This is a genomic window from Nakamurella deserti (genome assembly GCF_003260015.1).
Lineage (GTDB): Bacteria > Actinomycetota > Actinomycetes > Mycobacteriales > Nakamurellaceae > Nakamurella > Nakamurella deserti.
In genome coordinates this window covers 473,874-493,631 of record NZ_QCXS01000002.1, presented here as the reverse complement: position 1 = coordinate 493,631, position 19,758 = coordinate 473,874, and the positions used below count along the sequence as shown (strand labels likewise).

The 19,758-nt window shown below is 72.7% G+C and carries 25 protein-coding genes; 3 read left to right on the top strand and 22 right to left on the bottom strand.

Going from position 1 to position 19,758, the window contains the following annotated elements; translation table 11 throughout:
• Positions 1-62: 62 nt before the first annotated feature.
• Complete coding sequence (locus tag DB033_RS02445; protein WP_111765302.1) at positions 63-1,304, top strand: DivIVA domain-containing protein; 1,242 nt, start codon at positions 63-65, stop codon at positions 1,302-1,304.
• On the opposite strand, the gene DB033_RS02440 is transcribed toward DB033_RS02445, so the two are convergent.
• The 9 genes from DB033_RS02440 to rpsB form a co-directional block, all read right to left on the bottom strand.
• Positions 1,282-2,865, bottom strand: coding sequence for a hypothetical protein (locus tag DB033_RS02440; protein ID WP_111765301.1), 1,584 nt, complete (start codon positions 2,863-2,865; stop codon positions 1,282-1,284). The genes DB033_RS02445 and DB033_RS02440 overlap by 23 nt on opposite strands.
• On the bottom strand, positions 2,841-3,629 hold the full coding sequence (locus DB033_RS02435; RefSeq protein WP_420814042.1) for an ABC transporter ATP-binding protein: 789 nt from the start codon (positions 3,627-3,629) through the stop codon (positions 2,841-2,843). Before DB033_RS02435 ends, DB033_RS02440 begins: the two co-directional genes overlap by 25 nt.
• Positions 3,630-3,655: 26 nt before the next feature.
• On the bottom strand, positions 3,656-4,381 hold the full coding sequence (locus DB033_RS02430) for an alpha/beta fold hydrolase (RefSeq protein ID WP_111765300.1): 726 nt from the start codon (positions 4,379-4,381) through the stop codon (positions 3,656-3,658).
• Positions 4,382-4,408: 27 nt separating this feature from the next.
• On the bottom strand, positions 4,409-5,158 hold the full coding sequence (locus DB033_RS02425) for an alpha/beta hydrolase (RefSeq protein WP_111765299.1): 750 nt from the start codon (positions 5,156-5,158) through the stop codon (positions 4,409-4,411).
• A gap of 26 nt (positions 5,159-5,184) precedes the next feature.
• Positions 5,185-6,021 carry a phosphatidate cytidylyltransferase gene (locus tag DB033_RS02420; protein WP_111765298.1) on the bottom strand — a complete coding sequence of 279 codons (837 nt, stop codon included), beginning with the start codon at positions 6,019-6,021 and terminating at the stop codon, positions 5,185-5,187.
• A gap of 20 nt (positions 6,022-6,041) precedes the next feature.
• Positions 6,042-6,605, bottom strand: coding sequence for a ribosome recycling factor (gene frr / locus DB033_RS02415; protein ID WP_111765297.1), 564 nt, complete (start codon positions 6,603-6,605; stop codon positions 6,042-6,044).
• Positions 6,606-6,639: 34 nt separating this feature from the next.
• Entirely contained in the window at positions 6,640-7,374 is a 735-nt protein-coding gene (gene pyrH / locus DB033_RS02410; RefSeq protein WP_111765296.1) for a UMP kinase, read from the bottom strand.
• Between the two features lie 67 nt (positions 7,375-7,441).
• A complete protein-coding gene (gene tsf / locus DB033_RS02405; protein ID WP_111765295.1) occupies positions 7,442-8,257 on the bottom strand; it encodes a translation elongation factor Ts in 816 nt (271 codons plus the stop codon).
• Positions 8,258-8,360: 103 nt separating this feature from the next.
• A complete protein-coding gene (gene rpsB, locus DB033_RS02400; protein ID WP_111765294.1) occupies positions 8,361-9,272 on the bottom strand; it encodes a 30S ribosomal protein S2 in 912 nt (303 codons plus the stop codon).
• Positions 9,273-9,592: 320 nt separating this feature from the next.
• On the opposite strand from rpsB, the gene DB033_RS02395 reads away from it, so the two are divergent.
• Entirely contained in the window at positions 9,593-10,225 is a 633-nt protein-coding gene (locus DB033_RS02395; RefSeq protein WP_111765293.1) for a peptidoglycan DD-metalloendopeptidase family protein, read from the top strand.
• 56 nt (positions 10,226-10,281) lie between these two features.
• Here DB033_RS02395 and DB033_RS02390 read toward each other — a convergent pair whose 3' ends face one another.
• Together DB033_RS02390 and DB033_RS21285 are read right to left on the bottom strand one after the other, a co-directional pair.
• Positions 10,282-11,442, bottom strand: a complete 1,161-nt coding sequence (locus DB033_RS02390) for a tyrosine-type recombinase/integrase (protein ID WP_276309183.1) — start codon at positions 11,440-11,442, stop codon at positions 10,282-10,284.
• Positions 11,439-11,690 carry a hypothetical protein gene (locus DB033_RS21285; RefSeq protein WP_111765292.1) on the bottom strand — a complete coding sequence of 84 codons (252 nt, stop codon included), beginning with the start codon at positions 11,688-11,690 and terminating at the stop codon, positions 11,439-11,441. The genes DB033_RS02390 and DB033_RS21285 overlap by 4 nt, the downstream gene beginning before the upstream one ends.
• A 65-nt stretch (positions 11,691-11,755) precedes the next feature.
• Between DB033_RS21285 and DB033_RS02380 the strand changes: the two genes are divergently transcribed.
• Positions 11,756-12,010: a hypothetical protein gene (locus DB033_RS02380; RefSeq protein WP_157970460.1), complete on the top strand. Its 255-nt coding sequence runs from the start codon at positions 11,756-11,758 to the stop codon at positions 12,008-12,010.
• A 187-nt stretch (positions 12,011-12,197) separates the two neighbouring features.
• On the opposite strand, the gene DB033_RS02375 is transcribed toward DB033_RS02380, so the two are convergent.
• The 11 genes from DB033_RS02375 to rpsP form a co-directional block, all read right to left on the bottom strand.
• Positions 12,198-13,430 (bottom strand): DNA-processing protein DprA, encoded by a 1,233-nt coding sequence (locus tag DB033_RS02375; RefSeq protein WP_111765290.1) that lies wholly within the window; start codon positions 13,428-13,430, stop codon positions 12,198-12,200.
• Positions 13,427-14,941 (bottom strand): YifB family Mg chelatase-like AAA ATPase, encoded by a 1,515-nt coding sequence (locus tag DB033_RS02370; RefSeq protein WP_111765289.1) that lies wholly within the window; start codon positions 14,939-14,941, stop codon positions 13,427-13,429. Before DB033_RS02370 ends, DB033_RS02375 begins: the two co-directional genes overlap by 4 nt.
• Positions 14,941-15,303, bottom strand: coding sequence for a YraN family protein (locus DB033_RS02365; protein ID WP_111765288.1), 363 nt, complete (start codon positions 15,301-15,303; stop codon positions 14,941-14,943). Before DB033_RS02365 ends, DB033_RS02370 begins: the two co-directional genes overlap by 1 nt.
• A 135-nt stretch (positions 15,304-15,438) precedes the next feature.
• On the bottom strand, positions 15,439-15,756 hold the full coding sequence (locus DB033_RS02360; protein ID WP_111765287.1) for a DUF2469 domain-containing protein: 318 nt from the start codon (positions 15,754-15,756) through the stop codon (positions 15,439-15,441).
• Positions 15,753-16,454: a ribonuclease HII gene (locus DB033_RS02355; RefSeq protein WP_240615695.1), complete on the bottom strand. Its 702-nt coding sequence runs from the start codon at positions 16,452-16,454 to the stop codon at positions 15,753-15,755. The genes DB033_RS02360 and DB033_RS02355 overlap by 4 nt, the downstream gene beginning before the upstream one ends.
• Positions 16,439-17,374: a signal peptidase I gene (lepB, locus tag DB033_RS02350; protein ID WP_111765286.1), complete on the bottom strand. Its 936-nt coding sequence runs from the start codon at positions 17,372-17,374 to the stop codon at positions 16,439-16,441. Before lepB ends, DB033_RS02355 begins: the two co-directional genes overlap by 16 nt.
• A 42-nt stretch (positions 17,375-17,416) precedes the next feature.
• Positions 17,417-17,767 (bottom strand): 50S ribosomal protein L19, encoded by a 351-nt coding sequence (gene rplS, locus DB033_RS02345; RefSeq protein WP_111765285.1) that lies wholly within the window; start codon positions 17,765-17,767, stop codon positions 17,417-17,419.
• A gap of 69 nt (positions 17,768-17,836) precedes the next feature.
• On the bottom strand, positions 17,837-18,538 hold the full coding sequence (gene trmD / locus DB033_RS02340; protein ID WP_111765284.1) for a tRNA (guanosine(37)-N1)-methyltransferase TrmD: 702 nt from the start codon (positions 18,536-18,538) through the stop codon (positions 17,837-17,839).
• Positions 18,539-18,544: 6 nt separating this feature from the next.
• Positions 18,545-19,075 carry a ribosome maturation factor RimM gene (gene rimM, locus DB033_RS02335; protein ID WP_111765283.1) on the bottom strand — a complete coding sequence of 177 codons (531 nt, stop codon included), beginning with the start codon at positions 19,073-19,075 and terminating at the stop codon, positions 18,545-18,547.
• Positions 19,076-19,091: 16 nt separating this feature from the next.
• The gene (locus DB033_RS02330) at positions 19,092-19,325 is read right to left on the bottom strand and encodes an RNA-binding protein (protein WP_111765282.1); all 234 of its coding nucleotides are present in this window, start codon (positions 19,323-19,325) and stop codon (positions 19,092-19,094) included.
• Between the two features lie 3 nt (positions 19,326-19,328).
• Positions 19,329-19,757, bottom strand: coding sequence for a 30S ribosomal protein S16 (rpsP, locus tag DB033_RS02325; RefSeq protein ID WP_111765281.1), 429 nt, complete (start codon positions 19,755-19,757; stop codon positions 19,329-19,331).
• Between the last annotated feature and the right edge of the window lies 1 nt (position 19,758).

Below are 19,758 nucleotides of genomic sequence, written 5' to 3'. Positions count from 1 at the left end.
CACACCCGGACGCCGCGGCACGCCGCCCGGGACGTGGTGTCGGTGCGTGGGAACATGGACCCATGACTTCCCGTGAATGGCTTCCGCAACAGGTCGCGTTCGAGACTGTCCGCCGCGGTTACAGCCCGGAGCAGGTCAACGAGTACATGGACCGGCTCGAGTACGACCTGCGCATCCTCACCGCCGACCGCGACTCGGCGACGCACCGGCTGTCGGAGCTGACCGCCCAGTTGCAGGCCGCGCAGTCCGACGCCGACGACCTGCGCCTCCAGCTCGACCGGACTGCGATGAGCACCCCGACGATGGCGGGGCTCTCGGAGCGGATGCAGCGGATGATCCGGCTGGCCGAGGAGGAGGCGTCGGAGATCCGCGCCCGGGCCAACACCGACGCCGCCGATCGCAAGGCCGAGATCGACGCCCGCGTCGCCGAGCTGGCCGAGGCCCGGCGGGCCTTCGAGGCGGAGCGGGAGAAGGCCCGCGGGCAGCTCGCCCAGCAGGTCGAGGACATCACCAACGAGGCCCTGCACGAGAGCGAGCGGGTCCGCACCGAGGCCAGCAATCAGGCCGCCAGCATGGTCGGCGCCGCCCAGGCGGAGTCCCAGCGGCTCATCTCGCAGGCGACGGACTACCTCGAGCGCACCGTCGAGCACGCCCAGCAGCTCGACGCGGCCGCCACCGCCGAGCGGCAGCGGCTGGACGCGGAGTCCGAGGCGCGGCGCAAGGAGGTCGAGGAGGACTTCACCATCGCGATCACCGCGCGCCGGGCGCAGGCCCACCAGTACGTCGCCGAGCAGGAGAACGAGTCTCGCCAGCAGGCCGAGGAGCTGGTCGCCAACGCGACCGCCGAGGCCCGGCGCATCGTCGAGGCCGCCGACGCCGAGGCCCAGCGCCGGGTGTCCCTGGCCGCGCAGGAGTCGCACCGCCGGGTCGTGGAGGCCGACGAGGCCGTCGACCAGCTCATCGGCCTGCGCACCCACGTCCTCGGCCAGCTCGCCGGCCTGCGCCCGTTCCTCGCGCAGATCGACGAAGCCACGGCCCGGGCCGACGACCTGCTGCAGGCCCACGCAGACGAGGCGTCCAAGCCCGGCGGCGCGGACTTCGACCCGGAGGTCGGCACGGTCGACTTCAGCGCCGGTGACCCGCGGGCCGAGGTCGACCCGACGTCGGACACCGCGGACATCGCGGACACCGCGGCCGTCGATCCCATCGACGAGCCCGCCGGGGACGCCGCGGCCGACGGGAGCGACGACGGGGCCGACGACGAGCGCGTCGGATCTCCGGTCAGCTCCGGTCGCCGGTCCTGACCTCGGCGAAGATCTCGGGGCCCTGCTCGAAGTAGCGGGTGGCGGCGACCTGGACGAGGCGCCAGGTGACGGCCGCGGCGATCGCCGGGGCCGCGACCAGGCCGACCCACCCCCACCACAGGGCGACCGTCACGGTCAGCACCGCGAAGACCACGCCCGGCAGCGCCACGCCCAGTCCGCCGAACAGCACGGTCGCGGCCACCGCCAGTGAGCGCGACTTGTGCTGGGGAGCGGCCGAGGCGAACATCGACGTGCGCTGCTGCGGCATCGCGTAGGGCTTCACCGCCGACATGTACGACGCGAGTCCCGCCGAGGCCACCAACGACGCCAGGCACAGTCCCAGGGCCGCCGGCACCCAGGCCAGGTCGTCGCGGAGGAGCGCCTGGACGAACACCCCGACGACCACGATGACCGAGCCGGGCACCAGCGCGACCAGCAGGTGACCGACCATCTCGGCCCGCGCGCGGTTGCGGTCGCCGATGGCCACCAGGTGCAGCCACATGCCGGAGCCGTCCACCCCGAACTGGTTGCCGACCTGGGTGCCCGACATCAGCGCCCCGAACGCCACCGCGAACAGCGAGCCGTGCCCGCGCACCACCAGGAACGGCCACAGCACGATGAACACCAGGACCATCAGCCACGGCAGTCGGCGCATCGGGTCCCGCCAGGTCAGCAGCCGGTCGCGGCCGGCGACGACGCGGGCGGTGCCACCGGCGGCCGGGCCGAAGTCGTGCTCCCCCGACGCCGACGAGGACGATTCGGTCAGCGAGGTGCCGGACTCCATCGACCGCCGCAACGACCGCCCCCACCACAGCGCGGCGAGGGCGATGCCGGCGAGCGCGATCAGCAGCAGGACCGCGGCGAGGCCGAGGTCACCGTCGTGGACCAGGGTCGGGATCCGGGCCAGCGCGCCGGGCGGCGTCCAGCCCAGCACCCGGCCCGCGGCCGACACCCCGTCGCCGAAACCGGCGCCCGACGACACCTGCCCGAGGGCCAGGCTGGCGGCGAAGTACACCACGAAGACGCCGAACCCGACGATCATGCCCAGGTCACGGCCCCGGCGGGTGGACATCAGGCCCGCCAGTGCGGTGGACGCCGCCCGGGACAGCGTCACCAGCAGCAGCAGCTGCAGGGCCATGCAGGCCAGCGCGACCGGCAGCACCCCCCAGCTGGGGCTGACCATCACGGCCACCCCGACCAGCAGGATGGTGTTGACCGCCGGCAACCAGCCGACCAGCGAGCTGACCGCCAGTCCCCGGAGCAGGTCGCCGCGGCGCAGGGGCAGCAGCGCGAACCGTTGCGGATCCAGCGTCTCGTCGACCCCGAACGCGATCAACGGCGTCAGCATCCAGGCGACCAGCTGGCTGGCCAGCAGCACCGCCGCGGTCGTCACCGCGTAGGCCGGCAGTTCCCGCAGCAGCGAGAGCCCGAACGCCGCGACCGCCGCGACGAGCAGGGCCACGGCCAGGGCGACCAGGGTGACGACCCGCCGGCCCGGGGTCGCCGCCCGCAGTCGGCTGGTCAGCAGCCGCCACTTCAGGCTGACGAAGAGCGCAACCACTCCAGCCCCCCCGCCCCACGGTCGTCGGCCCCCACCAGGTGCATGAACGCGTCGTCCAGGGACGCCGCCGCACCGCGGACCTCGGCGAGGGTACCGACGGCGGCGAGCCGGCCGTGGGCCATCACGGCGACGTGCGAGCACAGCTCCTCCACCAGCGCCATCACGTGACTGGAGAAGATCACGGTGCCGCCACCGGCGGTGTAGCGGGTCAGCACGGTCCGGATCACCCGCGCCGACACCGGATCGACCGCCTCCAGCGGCTCGTCGAGCAGCAGCACCTGCGGCGAGTGCAGCAGCGCCGCGGCCAGCGTCACCTTCTTGCGCATGCCGGTCGAGTAGTCGGCGACGAGCTTGTCGCCGGCGTCGGTGAGGTCCAGCACGCGCAGCAGCTCGGTGGCGCGGGAGCGCACCTCGTCCAACGGCATCCCCCGGAAACGTCCGAGATAGGTCAGCAGCTCGATGCCGGACAGCCGCTCGAACAGCCGCAGCCCGTCCGGCAGCACCCCCATCCGGGCCTTCGCCCCGACCGGGTCCTGCCAGATGTCGTGACCGGCGATGTAGGCCGAGCCCGCGTCGGGCCGCAGCAGTCCGGTGACCATCGACAGGGTCGTCGTCTTCCCGGCGCCGTTCGGACCGACGAGTCCGAAGAACGACCCGGCGGGCACGTCCAGGGTCAGCCGGTCGACGGCGACCACGTCCCCGAACTGCTTGTGCAGGCCGCGGGTCGCCAGCGCGGTGCCGGCGATCGTCGGGTCCGCGTCCACCCCCGGGTACTTCAGCTGCTGCTCGCTCACGCCCACCCCTCCCACCAGGCCGCCATCGCGGTCGCGACGGCCGCCGGATCCTCGGCGACGGCCAGGTGGCCGGTGCCCGGAATCTCACGCAGCGTCGATTGTCGCGCACACGCTGCCATCTGCGCCGCCAGGGTGGGGGGCGTCAGCGCGTCGTCGGAACCCACGATGACCAGCACCGGCACGGCGACGGCGGCCAGCGCGGCGGTGCTGTCCGGACGGGCGGCCATCGCGCGCTGGCGCCAGGCGACCGAGGCGGCGGACTGGTCGGCGACGACGTCCTCGAGGAACCGGACCACGGTGGGGCGGTAGCTGCGGGTGAGCGGGCTGACCATGCCGGCGACAGTCGCCCGCCGCTCGGGCCGTTCGCCGCGGTCGGCGCGGTCGGCCACCGCCCACCGCTGCGCCCGTGCGTCGGCGGTGTCGGCGGTCGCTCTGGTGTCCATCAGGACGACCCCGGCGAGCCGGTCGGGGTGGCGCCGCACCAGGTTCAGGGCCACGTAGCCGCCCATCGAGACCCCGCCGACGACGGCCCGGTCCACACCGTGGGCGTCGAGTTCGGCGACCGCCCGGTCGGCCACCGTGTCCAGCGTGGGTGCGCCGTCGAGGACGGGGTCGGGCGTGAGCACCGGCCGCTGCCGCCCGAGGGCGGCACGGAGCGGGGCGAACACCCGGCTGTCGAAGGGGAACGGCGGGAGCAGCAGCACCGGAGTCGTGGACGGCATCTCACCTCCTCCCGGCGGTCGGCGACGTCAGCCCGCGGACACGATCTGGGCCGGCACGTTCTCCGACGGCCCGTCCCACTCGCGCGGCAGCGGCCCGAAGCCGGGACGGACGGTGCCCACGACGGCGTCCAACGCGGCCTCGGCCTGCCCGACCCACAGGTGTTTGACCTTCGGGAAGTCGCGGACCGTGCACTGCGGGACCCGGGCGAACCGGTCCCGCGCCTCGGCCGGGCGCAGGTAGTCGTCGAGCTCGGGCACCAGCGCCACCAGCGGTTTCCCCGATGCGGCCCAGGCGTCGAGATCGCTGTCCTGGGCGCGGTGCAGCGGCGGCGACAGCAGCACGGCCCCGGTGACGTCGGCCGTGGCGCCGTAGCGCAGCGCGAGCTCCGTCCCGAACGACCAGCCGACCAGCCAGCGGTCGGGCAGTCCCCGGCCGACGGCCGCGTCCACGGCGGCCTGCACGTCGTGTCGCTCGCCGTCGCCGCCGTCGAAGGCGCCGTCACTGCGGCCGGCGGCACTGACGGTGCCCCGGGTGTTGAAGCGCAGCACGGCGATGTCGGCCAGCGCGGGCAACCGGAACGCCGCCTTGCGGTAGATGTGGGAGTCCATCATCCCGGCGTGGGTGGGCAGCGGGTGCAGCGTCACCAGGGTGGCCACCGGGTCCCGGTCCAGCGGCAGGGCGAGTTCCGCGACGAGGTCCAACCCGTCGGCGGTGCGCAGGGTGAACGGCTCCCGGCGGGCCGGGAGCATGGTGTTGGCGCTGATACGCGTGCTCATGCGGTGCCTTTCGACAGTCGCCCCGGTCAGAGGGACAGCAGGATCCAGGTGACGACGGCCGACGGTAGCAGCGAGTCCATCCGGTCCATGACCCCACCGTGACCGGGCAACAGCGATCCCATGTCCTTGACCCCGATGTCGCGCTTGACCATCGACTCGATGAGGTCGCCCAGCGTGGCGGTGACGCACACGACGAGGCCGAGCAGCGCGCCGCGCCACCACGGGTGGTCCAGCATCAGACTGCCGGTGAGTGCTCCGGCGACGGCGGCACCGGTGACCGAACCCGCGAAGCCCTCCCAGCTCTTCTTCGGTGAGATCCGCGGCGCCATCGGGTGTCGGCCGAACACCACCCCGGCGGCGTACCCCCCGGTGTCGGAGGCGACGACCACGATGATGAAGGTCAGGACCCGGTCGGCCCCGTCGTCGGGGGACACCAGCAGGGTCGCGAACGAGGCGAAGAACATCACGTACAACGTCACGAAGACGGACGCGGAGACGTCGCGGAGGTACCCGTCGGCGCCGGCGGCGAGCCGCCAGACCATGCAGGCCAGCACGGTGAGGGCGATGCCCACCACCTGCGCCCGCAGCCCGTACGGCCAGGCCAGCGCGATGGTGGCGACCCCGCCCACCATGATGGGGATCCAGCTCAGCACGATGCCGCGGGCGGCAGCCAGGGTGCCGCGGAGCTCCCACACCGAGGCCGCGGCGGCGGCGGCCACCACGGCGACGAACAGCGGGCGGAACACCAGCAGCGAGCCGACCACGACGACGCCGAGCACCAGCGCGACACCGATCGCGGCGGGCAGGTCACGGCCGGCCCGGGACGCGGGACGACCCGCGGGAGCGGCGGCAGGAGTGGTCATCAGAGTCGGCCGGTCGGTCGTCAGACCTCGAGCAGCTCGGCTTCCTTGTGCTTGACCAGCTCGTCGACGGTGTTGACGTACCGGTCGGTCAGGGTCTGCAGCTCCTTCTCCGCGGACCTGCCGTCGTCCTCGGACACTTCACTCTCTTTGTCCTTGACCAGCTTGTCGATGGTGTCCTTGGTGCGCCGACGGATGTTGCGGATCGCGACCTTGGCGTCCTCGCCCTTGGCGCGTGCGGTCTTACCGAGCTCGCGGCGGCGCTCCTCGGTGAGCTGCGGGAAGATCACCCGCAGGATGGAGCCGTCGTTGCTGGGGTTCACCCCGAGATCGGAGTCCCGGATGCCCTTCTCGATGGCCGACAACTGGCTCATGTCGTAGGGCTTGATGACCGCCATCCGCGCCTCGGGCACGGTGATCTGGGCCATCTGGGTCAACGGGGTCGGCGCGCCGTAGTAGTCGATCTGGATGCGCGCGAACATGTTCGGGTTGGCCCGGCCGGTCCGCAGCGTCTGCAGGTCGTCCTTGGCGGAGGTGACCGCCTTCTCCATCTTTTCCTCGGCGTCGAACAACTCTTCGTCGATCATCTGGAAACCTTCACTTCTGGCTCGGCGAGCTGGTTCAGAGGGTGGTGACGAGGGTGCCGATCGGCTCGCCGAGGACGGCGCGCGCGATGTTGCCCTCGACCAGCAAGTTGAACACGATGATGGGCATCTTGTTGTCCATGCACAGCGTGAACGCGGTGGCGTCGGCGACCTGCAGGCCGCGCTCGACGACCTCCCGGTGGGTGATCTCGGTGAACATGGTGGCGTCGGGGACCTTGCGCGGGTCGGCGTCGTAGACACCGTCGACCGCCTTGGCCATCAGCACGACCTCGGCGTGGATCTCCAGCGCGCGCTGGGCCGCCGTGGTGTCGGTGGAGAAGTACGGCATGCCCATACCGGAGCCGAAGATGACCACGCGGCCCTTCTCCAGGTGCCGCTGGGCGCGACGCGGGATGTAGGGCTCGGCGACCTGGCCCATCGTGATGGCGGTCTGCACGCGGGTGTCGATGTCGAACTCACGCTCGAGGAAGTCCTGCAGAGCCAGGCAGTTCATCACCGTGCCGAGCATGCCCATGTAATCCGCACGGGCGCGGTCCATGCCGATGTCGGACAGTTCGGCGCCGCGGAAGAAATTGCCGCCGCCGATGACGACCGCCACCTGGGTGCCGGTGGCGACGACCTCGGCGATCTGGCGGGCGACGGTGGAGACGACGCCGGGGTCGACCCCGACCTCGCCGCCACCGAACATCTCACCGCCGAGTTTGAGCAACACACGCTGGAAAGGCCGGCGCACCGGGAGGTTGTCTGTCATCTGCCGATGCACCGGCCTTTCTGCAGGTGGAGCTGGGAGGTACGGGGTGGAGCGGAGCCGCCTGGGCTCAGCTCGCGCCGACCTCGAACCGCGAGAACGCGGTGACGGTCACGCCGGCCTCTTCGAGGAGCTTGCCGACGGTCTTCTTGGAGTCCAGCACCGAGGACTGCTCCAGCAGCACGGAGTCCTTGAAGAACCCGTTCACCCGGCCCTCGACGATCTTGGGCAGCGCCGCCTCCGGCTTGCCCTCCTCGCGCGCGGTGGCCTCGGCGATACGGCGCTCGGTCTCGAGCACATCGGCGGGGACCTCGTCGCGGGTGACGTAGCGGGCCCGCAGCGACGCGACCTGCATCGCCGCGGCACGCGCGACGTCGGCGGCGGCGTCGCCGGAACCGGTGTACTGGATCAGCACGCCGATGGCCGGCGGCAGGTCCGCGGACCGGCGGTGCAGGTAGGTGGTGGTCGGGCCGTCGTAGCGCACGACGCGGCGCAGCTCGATCTTCTCGCCGAGCTTGGCCGAGGCCGCGGTGATCGCGTCCTCGACGGTGCCGTTGCCCAGCGGGGCGGCCAGCACGGACGCGACGTCGGACGCGGACTCGGACACGGCCCCGACGATGTCGTTGGCCAGCGCCTGGAACTCCTCGTTCTTGGCCACGAAGTCCGTCTCGGAGGCGAGCTCGATGAGCGCACCGTTGGAGGCGGCGACCAGACCCTGCGAGGCGGTGCGGTCGGCGCGCTTGCCGACGTCCTTGGCGCCCTTGATGCGCAGGATCTCCACGGCCTTGTCGAAGTCGCCGTCGGTCTCGTCCAGAGCCCGCTTGCAATCCATCATCCCGGCTCCGGTCAGATCCCGGAGCTTCTTCACTTCAGCAGCGCTCGCCATGATGCTTCTTTCCCTCTTGTCTGTGGTGCTTCACAACAGTGGTCCGGCACCCGCGGGCGGGTGGCCGGGCACGAGGCCCGGCCACCCGCCCGCGGGATGGGGATCAGACGATGGACGAGGTGTCGCCCGGGACCTCTTCGCGCGCAGCCTGGTTGGCGGCCTGCGCGGCGGCCTCGGACTCCGCGACGGGAGCCTCGGTCGGCAGGGCGGCCGGGTCGATCGCGGCGGCCTCGGCGGCGGCGATGACCGACGCGCCGTTGTCGGTGGTCGCGAGCAGCTCACGCTCCCACTCGGCCAGCGGCTCCTCGACGGCGGTGGTGCCGCCACCCGAGCGGGCCAGCAGACCCTCGGCCACGGCGTCGGCTACGACCCGGGTCAGGACGGCGGCGCTGCGGATCGCGTCGTCGTTGCCCGGGATCGGGAAGTCGACCTCGTCCGGGTCGCAGTTGGTGTCGAGCACGGCGACGACCGGGATGCCCAGCTTGCGGGCCTCACCGACGGCGATGTGCTCCTTCTTGGTGTCCACGATCCACACCACGGACGGCACCTTGGCCATGTCCCGGACGCCGCCGAGGGTCTTGGCCAGCTTGATCTTCTCGCGGTTCATCAGAAGGAGCTCCTTCTTGGTGCGACCGGCGAAGTCCTGGGCCTCCTCCATCGCCTCGAGGTCCTTGAGGCGCTGCAGACGCTTGTGCACGGTGGTGAAGTTGGTGAGCATGCCGCCCAGCCAGCGCTGGTTGACGTAGGGCATCGAGACGCGGGTCGCCTGATCGGCGATGGCCTCCTGGGCCTGGCGCTTCGTGCCGATGAACAACACGGTGCCGCCGTGGGCCACGGTCTCCTTGACGAATTCGTACGCCTTATCGATGTACGTCAGCGTCTGCTGGAGATCGATGATGTAGATGCCGTTGCGCTCGGTGAAGATGAAACGCTTCATCTTCGGGTTCCAGCGGCGGGTCTGGTGTCCGAAGTGGACACCTGCGTCAAGGAGCTGACGCATCGTGACGACTGCCATGGTCGTCCCTTCGTGGAGGCGCGCCAGGGTGCTGGTCGCGCGTTCAGTTGTCGCTCCCTCCGGCGGAGGAAGCCCTGGCGCCCTCGGCGCACCCACCCCGTCGTGAAGTACCGGCGGGGACCGGGGTGCTCCGGCGACCACTACCGGGGCCGGTCCGAGGACCGGTACGGCTGGCCGCGACAGGGCGCGCGAAGTCAGCCCGTGCACGCACGGACCGCTGTTCGAGCTTACGGCATTCACAGGCCGCGCCGGGGCCACGGCTGTCCACATCACGGCAGGTGCCGGCCCCGTCCGCCGGCGGGTCCGGTCAGGGTGGGGCGATGGAGCTCCGTGGCGTGGCGTCGGTGCTGGTGGCAGCGGTGCTGGCGGGGTCGTTCGCGCCGGTCCCGGGGGTGTCGGCGGCGGGCGGGCCGGGGGTCGCGGCCCCGGCCGTGGTGGGGGTAAATGCCCGGGGCGGGGTGGGGGTGCGGGGCGGGGCGGGAGTCGCGGTCGGGGTCGGTGCGCCGGGTCCGGCCCCGGCGGCGGCCGGGCCGGTGCCGGGCGCGGTGCTGGAGCCGCCGGTGCGACCGCCCACGGTGCTGGTGCCGTTTGCGGCGCCCCCGGGCCCGTACGCGGCCGGGCATCGCGGGGTGGATCTGGCCGCCGGCGCCGGGGCGGTGGTGTCGGCACCGGCGGCCGGGGTGGTGGTCTTCGCCGGGCGGCTGGTGGACCGCGGGGTGGTGTCGATCGACCACGGGGGCGGGCTGCGCTCGTCGTTGGAGCCGGTGACCGCGGCGGTCGCGGTGGGTGCGCGGGTGGCGGCGGGTGCGGTCGTCGGGACCGTGGACGCCGGACATCCGCGGTGCGCACCGGCGGTGTGCGTGCACTGGGGGGTGCGGCTGGACGGGGTGTACCTGGACCCGATGGCGCTGCTCGCGCCGGTGCGGGTGCGACTGCTGCCCTGGGACGGCTGACGGGGTCGATCACGGGGTGCGGTGGTCCCGGACACGGGAGCGGAGGGACGGGCGGTTCAGGCGCGGGGGTGCGCCTGGGTGAAGACGGAGCGCAGCCGCTCGGCGGAGACGTGGGTGTAGATCTGGGTGGTTCCGATGCTGGCGTGCCCGAGGATCTCCTGCACGGTGCGCAGGTCGGCGCCGCCTTCGAGCAGGTGCGTCGCCGCTGAGTGCCGGAGCCCGTGCGGGCCGAGGTCGGGGGCGCCGTCGACGTCGGCGAGCCGGGCGTGGACGAGGGTGCGGACGGCCCGTTGGTCGAGGCGGCCGCCGCGGCGGCCGAGAAAGACCGCGGCCCGCTCCCGTCCGGTGGCCAGCACCGGACGGCCGGCGTCGAGGTAGGCGGTGAGGGCGTGATCGGCCGGCCGGCCGTAGGGCACGGTGCGCTGCTTGTCGCCCTTGCCGATCACCCGCAGCACCAGCCGGCGAGGGTCGACGTCGTCGAGATCGAGGCCGACCAGCTCGGAGACCCGGAGCCCGGCGGCGTACAGCACTTCCAGCACCGCCTGGTCGCGCAGCAGCACAGCGGCGTCGACGCGGGCCTCCTCGGCGCGGCGGCCTTCGCCGGGCGCGGTGTCCCGTGGGACGCCCGTGGCGGGCGGGATGTCCCGGTCGCCGCCGGTCGGAGACGGGGTGTCCCGGGCGCCGCCGGTCGGTGGCCGGGTGTCCCGGGCGACGGTTGCGGCGGGCGGCGTGGCCTGGGACCTGCGGGTGATAGGCGGCGGAGGGCCGGCGGAGCCGGCTCGCACCGGCGCCGCCGGCGGGGTCAGCAGAGCGGTGGCCTGGTCGGCGCGGAGCACGCCGGGCAGCGCGCGGTGCGCCCGTGGTGCGGCCAGCCGCGCCCCCGGGTCGCTGCGGATCAGTCCGGCGCGGTGGGCCCAGCCGGTGAACGACCGGGCTGCCGCGGCCTTGCGGGCCAATGACGAGCGCGCGGTGCCGGTGGTGGCCAACCGCGCCAGCCAACTCCGCAGGGCGGCGAGGTCGAGCCGGTCCAGGTCACGTCCGAGCCGGTCGAGGTGGTCCAGCAGGTCGGCCGTGTCGGCCCGGTAGGCCCGCACGGTCGCCGCCGCCACGCCGCGCTCGAACCGCAGGTGCCGCAGGTAGTCGGCGAGCACCCCGTCCCAGCGGCCGGTGCCCGCCGTCGGGTCGGCGATCGGCTCGGCTCCGGAACCGACCGTCACATCGCGTCGCTGGGCTCGTGGTAGGCCGTCTGCCGGTCCCGTTGCAGGGGCAGGCTGGTGTGCGAGATCTGGCCCATCAGATCCTCGATCTCGACGGCGAGCTGCTCGGTGCCCTCGTCGGGCGAGTCGACGGCGGCGGCGCGGAGGGCGCGCAGCCGGTCCAGATCGAGGCGGTGCTCCGCGGGCGGGCGGTTGCGCCAGCTGCCGCGGATCTGCTCGTACTCCTGCCGCATGGTCAGCAGTGTCATGGGTCCTCCCCGGTCGGGCTGATCCGAGTATGCGCGTAGCTCTCCCGGCGTGCGAGCATGCCGGGATGTACCAGCACAGGATGACCCACATCGCCGTCCAGGGCATCGGGATCAACTCCGACCAGTTCCGCGACACCATGGACCGTCACCTGGAGGCGATGAGCATGTCGGGCTGGGAACTGGTCTCGACCGACGTCAACGAGCAGGTCAGCACCTTCAAGGGCGCGAGCTCGGTGGACGCCCTGCTGTTCTGGCGCCGGCCCGAGGCCGCGGCCGCCGGCCCGGCGGTGCCCGCGGCGCCGCCCGCCGAGCTGCTCTGACCGCCGAGCTGCTCTGATCGACGGGCTGCTCTGACCGCCGGGCGGTACCCACCGCCGAGCTGTGCCCACCGCCGGATTGTGCCCACCGCCGGATTGTGCCCACCGCCGGACTGTGCCCCCCGCCGGACTGTGCCCCCCGCCGAGCTGCCCCGACCACTGCCGCCCAGCCTGCCGACCGGCCGCCGCTTCAGAGCCGGCGCCACACCGCTCCCTCCTTCCGGGCTAGACCGGCCAGTTCGAGCACGGGCAGGGTGGCCATCACCTGCGGCGCCGGCACTCCAGCCGAGGTGCTGAGCTCGGAGACGGTGGCGGTGCCGCGGGTCGGCAGCGCACCGTGCACCCGCAGCGAGAGCGGATCCAGCGTGTCGGTGCGCCGGACGTCGGACCGGCGCCCGGCACGGCGGTCGTCCGAGGACGTCGCCGCAGGAGCGGCGGGGCCGGTGGACGAGCCGGCGCCGAACGGGTCCGCGTCGAACAGCCCCGCGTCGACCGGTCGTACCGCGGCCAGTACGTCCTGCGCCGAGGTGGCCAGGGTGGCGAACCGGTCGCGGAGCAGCAGGTGACAGCCCACCGACATCGCCGAGGTCACCGGGCCGGGCACGGCCATGACCGTGCGACCGAGGTGCGCCGCGGCCGCCGCCGTGGACAGGGACCCGGACCGTCGGCTCGCCTCCACCACCACCGTGACGGCACCGAGTGCCGCCAGCAGCCTGTTGCGCACCAGGAAGCGGTGCCGGGCCGGCGAGGTGCCGGGCGGGTACTCGCTGATCACCGCACCCTGGGCGGAGATGCGTTGCAGCAGCGGCGCATTCGCGACGGGGTAGGCGCGGTCGATGCCGCAGGCCAGCACCGCGGCCGACAGGGCCCCGCTGGTGACCGCCGCCCGGTGGGCGGCGGTGTCGATGCCGAACGCCCCGCCGGAGACCACCGCGAGACCGGCGTCTCCGACGCCGAGCGCGAGGTCGGCGGCCACCCGCTCCCCGTACGGGCTGCTCGCCCGTGACCCGACGATGGTGACCCCCGACCCGGGCAGGTCCGGTGGCAGGGTGCCGCGTACGTACAGCCCGAGCGGTGGCGCGGCCCCGCTGACCCCACGGCCGCCCGCCATGCCGAAGCCGATGGTGGCCGCCTCCGGCCAGTCCGGGTCCTCCGGACCGAGCAGGTACGCCCCGACCGCGGCGGCGGCCCGGAGGTCGGCGGCCGCAGCCGCCCGGAGCGTCTCGGCCGACCGGCCCTCGGTGCGCGCGGCGGTCGCGGCGAGCGCCGCCGGCGGCGCCGACCGGTGGATCACCGCGTCGAACGCGGCCACCGCGCCGATCCGGGCGACCAGCTCCACGACCGCGGGCGCCGGCGGCTCGGCCAACCGGAGCAGCCCCGCCCGGGCCAGGTGCACGGCGTCGGGCGCGTCGGTGCCGGTCATGCCGCCGCCCCGTTCGTCCGCAGGCCCAGCGCTGTGGCCACGTCGGGCATGGTCGGTTCGTCGCGGGCGGCGAGGTCGGCGGCGGTCAACGACAGCCGCAGCACCCGGTCGTAGCCCCGTCCGGTGAGCAGTCCCGCGCGGACGGCACGGTCCAACAGCCGGGACGGTTCGCCGGTCGGCCGCCACCGGCGGCGCAGCACCGCGCCGGGCACCTCGGCGTTGTACCGCCAGGGGGTTCCGCGCCAGCGGTGCGCCGAGCGGTCGCGGGCGGCGAGCACCCGCGCGGCGATCACCGACGACGGCTCCCCCGGTTCACCGGAGCCCAGCGCCACCGGGTCCAGCGCCGGCAGCTCGATGCGGATGTCGACCCGGTCCATCAGCGGCCCGGACAGCCGGCTCAGGTACCGCCGTCGCAGCCCGACCTCGCAGCGGCAGTCGAGATCCCGGGCCGCGGCGCACGGACACGGGTTGGCCGCCAGCACCAGCTGGAAACGCGCCGGGTACCGCACCGCGCCGGACGCCCGGGCGATCAGCACCTCGCCGCTCTCCAGCGGCTGGCGCAGCGCATCCAACACCGTGGGCTTGAACTCCGGCGCCTCGTCGAGGAACAGCACCCCGCGGTGGGCCAGCGAGATGCTGCCCGGCCGGACCACCGTCGACCCGCCGCCGATGATGGCCGCGGCGGAGGCCGTGTGGTGGGGGTCGACGAACGGTGGGGTGGTGACCAGCGGCAGGCCCGGGGCCAGCTCACCGGCGACCGAGTGCACCGCGGTGACCTCCAGCGCCTGGTCACCGGTGAGCGGCGGCAGCAGGCCGGGCAGCCGGGCGGCCAGCATCGTCTTGCCGGCGCCGGGTGGCCCGATCATGGACAGGTGATGCCCGCCCGCCGCCGCGAGCTCCAGAGCCGCCCGGCCCTCGGGCTGCCCGAGCACGTCGGCCATGTCCGGCAGCACCGGCGGATCGGGCACCACGCGGATGCCCGGACCGGTGAGGGCGGTGCCGCCGCCCAGGTGGGTGATGACCTCCCGCAGACTGGCGGCCCCCAGGACCTCCATGCCGTGGACGAGGCCCGCCTCGGCGACGTTGCCCAACGGCACCACGGCCGACCGGACACCGGCCCGCCGCGCCGCGAACAGGGCGGGCAGCACACCACGGACCGCACGGACCTGGCCGTCCAGGCCCAGCTCGCCGATCCAGACGGTCTGCGCACCGCGGCGCAGGTCGACGGTCTCGGCCGCGGCCAGCACGGCGACGGCGATGGCCAGGTCGAAACCGGAGCCGTTCTTGCGTAGCGACGCCGGCGACAGCGCCAGCGTGATCCGGCGGTCCGGCCAGGTCTGCCCGGAGTTGACCACCGCGGCCTTGACCCGGTCGCGGGACTGCTGGACCGCGGTGTCGCCCATCCCGATCACCGTCGTCCCGGGCAGGCCGTTGGCCAGATCGGCCTCGACGCTGACCAGGTGCCCGTCCAGGCCGTCCAGTTGCACCGCCAGGGTGCGGGCCAGCGACATCAGAACGCGCCCGCGATGTGGGTCAGCCGGGGTTCGGCACCCGGCGTCCACAGCACGCTGATGACATCGAACCGGAGCCGGATCCCCGGTCGGGCCTGGTGCTCGGCCAGCCAGAGCGTGGCCAGCCGGCGGATCCGGCGTCGTTTGGTGGCGTCCACCGCCTCGGCCCCGGAGCCGTACCGGACGCCGCTGCGCGTCTTGACCTCACAGACGACGGCGAGATCACGACCGTCGACGGCGACGATGTCCAGCTCCCCCTCGCGGCACCGCCAGTTCCGGGTCATCACCGTCAGCCCGATGTCACCCAGATACCTCGCCGCCAGCTCCTCGCCGTTGCGGCCGACCTCGTCCTTCGCTGCCACGTCTCCCCCGGTCCTCGTCCCGCTGTGGGGTCGAGCGTGCCGGGGCCGGGCTCACGGGCCGAACCGACCGTCAGCGGGTTGTGGACAACTGCCCGTCCGCGGGTCGTTGTGGACGCCGCACACGCCGCCGGTGGATCAGAACTCGCCGTCCTCCGGCAACCGCAGGTCCGGCTTCTCCAGTTCCTCCACGTTGACGTCCTTGAACGTCACCACGCGGACGTTCTTGACGAACCGGGCCGGCCGGTACATGTCCCACACCCAGGCGTCGGACATCCGTACCTCGAAGTACATGTCCCCGTCCGAGTTGCGCACCTGCACGTCGACGGCGTTACACAGATAGAACCTGCGCTCGGTCTCCACCACGAAGGAGAAGTGGCCGACGATGTCCCGGTACTCCCGGTACAGCTGCAGTTCCATCTCGGTTTCGTACTGCTCGAGATCCTCTGCGCTCATACGCCGAACATAGCGGGAGTTGTGTCGTCGTCGTACGCGCAGCCGGGGAGGCGCCACGATCGGCGGTGCGCCGCGCTCGGACCGTGCTCGCGCAACGCCCCGATGTGCTCGGGCGTCGAGTAGCCCTTGTTGACCGCGAAACCGTAGGGCGGGTGCGCCGGGTCGAGATCGACCATCATGGCGTCCCGCTCGGTCTTGGCCAGCACCGACGCCGCGGACACCCCGGCACAGGTCATGTCGCCCTTGATCCGGGTGTGCACCGGGAGGTCGGTGCTGCCGAGGAGGTAGTTGTAGTTGCCGTCGAGCAGGACCGCGTCCACCGTGTCCAGCTGCGCCAGCGCGCGCAGCGCGGCGAGTCGGAGGCCTCCGATGATGCCGACCTCGTCGATCTCCACCGACGACGCGTGGCCGACCGCGAACTCCCGCACCCAGCGGCGGATCGGGGTCACCAGCGCGGTGCGGGCGGCCGGGGTGAGCAGTTTGGAGTCCCGCAGCCCCGCGGGGACGCGGCCGATGGCCGGGGTGACGACCACGACGCCGATGCTCACGGGCCCGGCCAACGAGCCGCGGCCGACCTCGTCCATCGCCGCCAGCCGGGCGACCCCACCGCGCATCAGCGACTTCTCGGTGCGCAGGTCGGGTCGCCGCCCGGTGGGGACGGCCGGCCCGGTCGACCGCGGGGTCAGCGGCGACGCCACCGCGATCTCCGGAGCGTGGTCACCCCGGCGCCGGCGGCGCCCGGACGCGGCAGGGCGAGCATCCCGAGACCGGCGATCATGGCGCCGCCCTGGATGTCGGGCGAGGAGATGACGTCCCAGCGGGACACCGGCATCACGATGAAGACCGCGTGCCCGATGACGTTGTCGACCGGGATGGGGCCCTGGCACTCGCCGGGCTCGGAGCCGCGGCAGTTGTAGCTGGAGTCCTTCGAGCCGCTGCGGTGGTCACCCATCACCCACAGCGAGTCGGCGGGCACGGTGACCGGGCCGAAGCAGCGCTGCGCCTTGACCGCCGACCGGCAGTCGCTGGTACCGGCCAGGAAGGGCCAGTCCTGGTAGATGTACGGCTCGTCGAGCGGCACGCCGTCGACCATCACCCGGCCCTGCTCGTCGCAGCACTCGACGGTCTGGCCGGCGGTGGCGATCACGCGTTTGACGAAGTCCTTCTCGTTCGGCGGGGCGATGCCCACCACCGAACCGACGGACTGGAAGAGCTTGCCGTACCAGGTCGACGGACCCGGGATCGCGGCTTCGGGTGCCCAGCTGGGCGGGCCGCTGAACACGACGACTTCGCCCGGCTCGGGCTCGGCGAAGTCGTAGACGACCTTGTTCACCAGCACCCGGTCGCCGCCCGAGGACACTCCGTGCAAGGTCTGCTCCATCGACCCGGAGGGGATGTAGTAGACCTTGAACAGGAACGTCTGGATCAGGAAGGTCATCACGAACGCGATGACCAGCAGGATCGGCAGCTCCACCCAGAACGGGCGCTGCTTCTTCACGGGAGCGGCGACCGACCGGTCCCGTCCTGCTTCGACCTCACGCCACCGCTGCGCGGCGGGTGAGTCGTCGTCAGGTGCCGGGACCGAGCCGGTGCGTGCCTCGGGTCCGTCCGTCGACATCCGTGATCCGGGAGCTACCGGGTGCGGAACGCGGGATCCGCGTCAGCGGACGTCGCGCTTTTCCTTGATCTTGGCCTTCTTGCCACGCAGATCGCGCAGGTAGTACAGCTTGGCGCGGCGGACGTCACCACGGGTGACCAGCTCGACCTTGTCCAGGTTCGGGGAGTGCACCGGGAAGGTGCGCTCGACGCCGACGCCGAAGCTGATCTTGCGGACGGTGAAGGTCTCGCGGATGCCACCGCCCTGACGACGGATGACGTGACCGGCGAAGACCTGCACGCGGGACCGGTTGCCCTCGATGACCTTCACGTGCACCCGGACGGAGTCACCGGGGCGGAAGGAGGGCAGGTCGGAGCGCAGCGACGCGGCGTCCAGTACATCCAGGGTGTTCATCGAAGAATCCTTACAGTCAGAAAGGCAACCCTTCTAGTCTGCCAGAAGGGCGGTCGTACGCGAAATCTTCTACTCGACGTGCTGCGCGTCCCACAGGTCGGGACGCCGGGTGCGGGTCCTGGCCGACGACTGTTCGCGGCGCCACGCATCGATCGCGGCGTGGTTGCCGGACAGCAGCACCGGTGGCACCGGGATCCCACGGTACGTCTCCGGCCGGGTGTAGCTCGGCGCCTCGAGCAGCCCGGGCCAACCGGCACCGAAGCTGTCCTGCACGGCGCTGGCCGGATTGCCCAGCACGCCCGGCACCAGCCGCGCGATCGCCTCCACCATCACCAGCACCGCGGCCTCCCCACCGGCCAGCACGTAGTCGCCGATCGACAGTTCCCGAACCGACATCCGGCCGGCCGCCTCGTCGGCGACCCGCTGGTCGATGCCCTCGTACCGCCCGCAGGCGAACACGAGATGGTCCGCCGAGGCCAGTTCCTCGGCCACCGCCTGGGTGAACCGCTCCCCCGCCGGCGTCGGCACGACCAGGGTGGTCGTGGGGCTGCAGAGCGTGTCGAGCGCCCGACCCCAGACGTCGGGCTTCATCACCATGCCGGGCCCCCCGCCGTACGGGGTGTCGTCCACCGTGCGGTGGCGGTCGGTGGTGAAGGCCCGCAGGTCGTGGACCCCGAGGTCGATGAGTCCGGCACCGATGGCGCGGCCCAGCAGCGACTCCCGCAGCGGGGCGAGGTACTCGGCGAAGATCGTGACGACGTCTATCCGCATGGGCGACTACTCGAACAGGCCGTCGGGCGGATCCACCAGCAGGTGTCCCGCGGCCAGGTCGACCACCGGGACCACGGCCTTGACGAACGGGATCAGCACCTCACCGGCCGCGGTCATCCGGGTGAGGACGACGAGCACGTCGTTGGCCGGCGGGTGCAGCAGGTCGGTGACCGGCCCGATGACCTCACCGGGGGCACCGTCGGCGCCGGTCAGCCGGGCGGTCAGGCCGATCAGCTGGTGGTCGTAGAACTCGTCCTCGTCGGTCAGCGCCGGCAGCGCCCCGGCCTCGACGACGAGCATCGTGCCGCGGAGGGTCTCGGCGGCGTTGCGGTCGTCGTAGCCGTCGAAGCGGACCACGTTGAGGCCGGAGATGATCCGGAAGGAGGCGACCGTGAGCGGTCCCCGCGTGGCCGGCTCGGTACGCACCGAAGCCCCCGGAGCGAATCGCTCGCGGGGGTCGTCGGTGCGGATGTCGACCGTGACCTCGCCACGCAGCCCGTGGGGTCGGCCGATACGGCCGACGGTGAGATCGGTCATGACGTGGTTCGAGTGATCAGCGGTCGGTGTCGACGACGTCGACCCGGATGCCGCGGCCACCGACCGCGGTCATCACCGTCCGCAGCGCGGTGGCGGTGCGACCGTTGCGGCCGATCACCTTGCCGAGGTCGTCAGGGTGCACCCGGACCTGCAGGGTGCGCCCCTGACGCGAGGTGGCCATCGTGACGTCGACGTCGTCGGAGTGATCGACGATGCCGCGGACCAGATGCTCCAGCGCCTCGGTGAGCACGAGTTACTCGGACTCGGCCGGGGCGGCGTCGGCGGCCGGCTTGTCGGCGGCCTTCTTGCGCGGCGTGGTGGCCTCGGTGCCGCTCTCGTTGCCGATGGCGGCGATGGCGGCCTCGTACAGGGCGCGCTTGTCGGCCTTCTCCGGCTGCGACTTCAGGCTGCCCTCGGCGCCCGGCAGGCCCTTGAACTTCTGCCAGTCGCCGGTCACCTTGAGCAGCGCCTCGACCGACTCGGTCGGCTGGGCGCCGACGGACAGCCAGTACTGGGCCCGCTCGGAGTCGATCTCGATGACGCTCGGATCGTTCTTCGGGTGGTACTTGCCGATCGCCTCGATGGCGCGACCCGAACGACGGGTGCGGGCGTCGGCGACGACGACACGGTAGAACGGCTCGCGGATCTTTCCGATGCGAGCAAGCTTGATCTTGACGGCCACG

Excerpts from the sequence above, each read along its gene's own strand:
- tsf (WP_111765295.1), bottom strand. The coding sequence starts at position 8,257 with ATGGCGAGCGCTGCTGAAGTGAAGAAGCTCCGGGATCTGACCGGAGCC.
- DB033_RS02360 (WP_111765287.1), bottom strand. The coding sequence starts at position 15,756 with ATGAGCGCAGAGGATCTCGAGCAGTACGAAACCGAGATGGAACTGCAG.
- pyrH (WP_111765296.1), bottom strand. The coding sequence starts at position 7,374 with ATGACAGACAACCTCCCGGTGCGCCGGCCTTTCCAGCGTGTGTTGCTC.
- rimM (WP_111765283.1), bottom strand. The coding sequence starts at position 19,075 with ATGACCGATCTCACCGTCGGCCGTATCGGCCGACCCCACGGGCTGCGT.
- lepB (WP_111765286.1), bottom strand. The coding sequence starts at position 17,374 with ATGTCGACGGACGGACCCGAGGCACGCACCGGCTCGGTCCCGGCACCT.
- DB033_RS02395 (WP_111765293.1), top strand. The coding sequence starts at position 9,593 with ATGGAGCTCCGTGGCGTGGCGTCGGTGCTGGTGGCAGCGGTGCTGGCG.
- trmD (WP_111765284.1), bottom strand. The coding sequence starts at position 18,538 with ATGCGGATAGACGTCGTCACGATCTTCGCCGAGTACCTCGCCCCGCTG.
- DB033_RS02445 (WP_111765302.1), top strand. The coding sequence starts at position 63 with ATGACTTCCCGTGAATGGCTTCCGCAACAGGTCGCGTTCGAGACTGTC.
- DB033_RS02380 (WP_157970460.1), top strand. The coding sequence starts at position 11,756 with ATGTACCAGCACAGGATGACCCACATCGCCGTCCAGGGCATCGGGATC.
- DB033_RS02375 (WP_111765290.1), bottom strand. The coding sequence starts at position 13,430 with ATGACCGGCACCGACGCGCCCGACGCCGTGCACCTGGCCCGGGCGGGG.
- DB033_RS21285 (WP_111765292.1), bottom strand. The coding sequence starts at position 11,690 with ATGACACTGCTGACCATGCGGCAGGAGTACGAGCAGATCCGCGGCAGC.
- DB033_RS02425 (WP_111765299.1), bottom strand. The coding sequence starts at position 5,158 with ATGAGCACGCGTATCAGCGCCAACACCATGCTCCCGGCCCGCCGGGAG.
- frr (WP_111765297.1), bottom strand. The coding sequence starts at position 6,605 with ATGATCGACGAAGAGTTGTTCGACGCCGAGGAAAAGATGGAGAAGGCG.
- rpsB (WP_111765294.1), bottom strand. The coding sequence starts at position 9,272 with ATGGCAGTCGTCACGATGCGTCAGCTCCTTGACGCAGGTGTCCACTTC.
- rplS (WP_111765285.1), bottom strand. The coding sequence starts at position 17,767 with ATGAACACCCTGGATGTACTGGACGCCGCGTCGCTGCGCTCCGACCTG.
- DB033_RS02370 (WP_111765289.1), bottom strand. The coding sequence starts at position 14,941 with ATGTCGCTGGCCCGCACCCTGGCGGTGCAACTGGACGGCCTGGACGGG.
- DB033_RS02420 (WP_111765298.1), bottom strand. The coding sequence starts at position 6,021 with ATGACCACTCCTGCCGCCGCTCCCGCGGGTCGTCCCGCGTCCCGGGCC.
- DB033_RS02430 (WP_111765300.1), bottom strand. The coding sequence starts at position 4,381 with ATGCCGTCCACGACTCCGGTGCTGCTGCTCCCGCCGTTCCCCTTCGAC.